Consider the following 3,366-nt stretch of genomic DNA (forward strand, 5'->3'; position numbering starts at 1 on the left):
GCGCTCCTTCGTCGCTGATTTCCTCCGCAGATTCCACGGTCCTTGCCTGCGGTAGACAGGCCTCCGTCGGCCACAGCTCCGCAAGCTTCGCCAGCAGCCAAAAACAACGGGGGAGAAGGGGAGCTGGCCGGTCACCTAGACGCCCCACCCACCGGAATCCTCAGCAAAGGACTTTCAACCATGAACGACGCAATCCGCATTTCCAGCCCGGCCGACATCCTCGGCTTCATCCCGCACGCGCTCGGGTTCGCTCCCCGGGAGTCCTTCGTGTTCCTGACCTTGCGCGAGAACACCCTCGGCGCCACACTGCGCGTCGACGCGCCCCAGTTCGGGGATCCCGTCGGTTTCGCACGGTCCATGGTGAACTACCTCGCGGTAGACGAACAGGCCACCGCGGTCCTGCTGGCCATCTACACGGACGACGCACCGGCCGCGTCGGCGCCGCACCCGTTCCACGACCACGTCGAGGCTGTGATTCAGGAACTGGAGATCGCAGGAACCCCGCTGAAAGATGCGTGGCTGGTCACCTCGGAGCACTGGCAGAATCTGCTGTGCGACAGCGAGGCAGGGTGCTGCCCGCCCGAACCGCTGGAATCCATCACCGACGGGCAACTAAACGCAGAACTGATATTCCGGGGGAGCAGCTACCAAAAGACCCCCGGCACTACCTACGGGCCGTTTACCGGTCCTGCGAACACCGCCGAGCAGATCCGCGAAGCCCTGCCTGGAGTGTTCGCCGGAGAGCTGCGCACCGGCCGGACGCTGTGGGCCGATGCCTTGACCCGGGACGGCTGGGCCGACCCGGAGACGGCGGTGGCGCTGCTGGCATGCTTTCAGCGCCCGGACCTGCGCGACGTGATGTTCTGCAACGTCATCGACCCGGAACGGCCCAACGCCGAGGAAAGCGGGGACCTGCTGATCGGGCAGGGCATCATGCCGGACTGGAACCGGGTCGACCGGGCACAGGATGCGGCGCGACTCCTGATCGACGCGGCACCGGAAGGCTACCGGGCACCCTTGCTGACCCTGTTTGGCTGGCTGTCCTATCTCAAAGGCCAGTCATCGGTGGCCGCAGAGCACTTCATCCTCGCGATCGAGGACACCCCCGACTACAGGCTCGCTGAGCTGATGGCACAGCTGGTGAACCGGGGAACCATCGCCCCCGTCGCGCAAAACGCGAACACCGCCTACAAGCGGCACCGCTAGGAACAAAGGGGGCCGGACCGACAACGGTTCGGCCCCGGCGCGGTGGCGGCCTCCCCCGCTGGCGCTCCTCCGGCCGCCGATAGCGCTGACGCGGGCGCAGCACCACTAAAGGGCAAGGGCCTGTCGCCGGGCTACAGTGAGAGTGCAACGGACACCACTCACGCCAGGGAGCAGCACCATGAGCCACGACTTCATCCTCACGGACGACGACGCCGCACCCGCCGATGGCACTCACGCCCAGGACATCCTCGAGCTGTCCATGCTGTCCATGCAGCAGGGGGCCTCCGTCGTTGACATCTCCTGGGAACAATCCCCGCTGGACCAGTAACTTCCCGCAGCGACGACGCTGCACCACAAGGTTTCCTTTTGCTGAGGGAAAACAGAGGCCGGCCCCCTAAGGGGCCGGCCTCACCTCGTTAAAGGCTGCCCCAAAGGACCTCGTTCCGCTCGGGCTGCACAGGGTCCGCGCCTGCCTCTGGTTCTTGCTTGCTGTTTAGCCTTCGCACTCGATGCAGTAGGCGTGGCCGTCCTTCTCCCGGGCGAGCTGGGAGCGGTGCCGGACCAGGAAACAGGAATAGCAGGTGAACTCGTCCGCCGCCTGCGGGATAACGTGGATAATCAGTTCCTCGCCGGAGAGGTCAGCGCCTGGCAGTTCCACACCGTCCACGGTGTCGGCTTCGTCGAGCTCGAGCACGACGCTGCGCGCGTCGGGGCTGTTCGCGGACTTCACGGCCTCGAGGGAGGCGTTGCGGGATTCCGCGACGTCGGGCCGTACTTCGTCGTAGTCGGTTGCCACGGTGTTAATACTCTTTTCTTTCGGTGTCGCGTCAGGGGGCGACGCGACGCGTGGTCAGTAGAACGCACACGCGGGGAATTTTGTGCCCACCCGCGGCGTGCAGGCAACAACCGTACAGCCCGCACTGCGCATGCCGGGGACGACCCTCTATTTTCCGGTGAGGGGGTTGCGTTTGCGGAAGGTTCCGGCGATGGAGAGTTTGGTCGAGTACTGGATGGACCCGTAGCGAAAGAGGTGCACGGCGAGGCGCAGGATGAGGAGTCCGATGATGAAGAGCTCGGCAATGACGATGGTTGCCTCTACGGGTGAGAGGGTGCCGAAGCCGTTGCGGAGCAACGCGGTCACCGGGGCCGAGAGCGGAAAGTAAGTGAAGATCTGCACGATGGGCGCGTGCGGGTCGGAAATGATCAGTGTCATGGCGTAGAAGGGGACGAAGATCAGCGCCATCAGGGGCCCGAAGATCGTGCCGGCATCTTTAGCGGTGGGCATGACCGCGCCGATCGCGACCAGGACGCCGGTGAAGACGGTGAAACCTCCCAGCAGCAGCAGCGCCCCGACAAGCATCGTGCCGGGTTCGAAGCTCAGGGTCGACAGGTCCAGGTCCGGCATGGCGAGTTTGTCGCGGAAGAAGACGTATCCGACGGCGATGGGGGTGAGGAAGACCAGGATCTGGACCAGGCCGACCATGAACAGGGCGATGACCTTGCCGATGATCAGGGTGGTCGGGTTCAGTGTCGTGAGGATCATTTCAGTGACCCGGTTTTCTTTCTCTTCCAGGGTGGAATTGAGCATCTGGTTGGAGAGCAGAATGATCGAGACGTAGAAGATCAGCAGGAACATCAGCGGCGGGACGGCGGATCCGAAGCCGCCAGCGGGCTGGCCGTCCTTGAAGGTCTGGGATTCGGTCTTGACGTCGCCGCTGGCCGCGGCCATCAGTTGCGGGGAACCGATCTTGGCCCGGGCCGAGGCGGTGAGGAGCTGTTTGGCGACGGCGTCGTATCTGCCGTTGTCGAAGATCCCCTGGTCCTGCCCGTAGACCTTGACCGGCTGGGTGGCGGGCTCGGCGGGGTAGGCGAAGTAGGCGTCGGTTGCGCCGTCTTTGACGTCCTGGAGTGCTTGGTCCGGATTGCTGGCCTGCCGGCCGCCCATGGCGGTGGCGATGGCCGGGGTGATGAGTCCGGAGGCATCGGTGTAGGTGAAGGACATGGCCGCTGTCTTCTGGGCGTCGGCGCTGGCGGCGGTGGAGGAGTTGCTGAGGTAGATGAGCGCGAAGACGATCGCCATCACTACCGGGATGGCCAGGGTGGCGACCCAGAAGCGGCGTTTTTTCACGGTGCGGGTGAATTCGAACCCGACGACGGTGC

4 protein-coding genes are annotated in these 3,366 nt (G+C 64.7%); 2 read left to right on the forward strand and 2 right to left on the reverse strand.

The window, feature by feature from the left end:
* The first annotated feature begins 180 nt into the window (after positions 1-180).
* Entirely contained in the window at positions 181-1,206 is a 1,026-nt protein-coding gene (locus Y706_RS0102570; RefSeq protein WP_028275345.1) for a DUF4192 domain-containing protein, read from the forward strand.
* A gap of 178 nt (positions 1,207-1,384) precedes the next feature.
* On the forward strand, positions 1,385-1,534 hold the full coding sequence (locus tag Y706_RS28615; protein WP_156945051.1) for a hypothetical protein: 150 nt from the start codon (positions 1,385-1,387) through the stop codon (positions 1,532-1,534).
* A 165-nt stretch (positions 1,535-1,699) separates the two neighbouring features.
* Here Y706_RS28615 and Y706_RS0102580 read toward each other — a convergent pair whose 3' ends face one another.
* Together Y706_RS0102580 and Y706_RS23215 are read right to left on the reverse strand one after the other, a co-directional pair.
* On the reverse strand, positions 1,700-2,002 hold the full coding sequence (locus Y706_RS0102580) for a DUF4193 domain-containing protein (RefSeq protein ID WP_028275346.1): 303 nt from the start codon (positions 2,000-2,002) through the stop codon (positions 1,700-1,702).
* Between the two features lie 147 nt (positions 2,003-2,149).
* Positions 2,150-3,366: ABC transporter permease (locus Y706_RS23215; RefSeq protein ID WP_043434334.1), on the reverse strand; the 1,217-nt coding region annotated here is incomplete at its 5' end.

It is taken from the genome of Arthrobacter sp. I3, from assembly GCF_000520575.1.
Lineage (GTDB): Bacteria > Actinomycetota > Actinomycetes > Actinomycetales > Micrococcaceae > Arthrobacter > Arthrobacter humicola_A.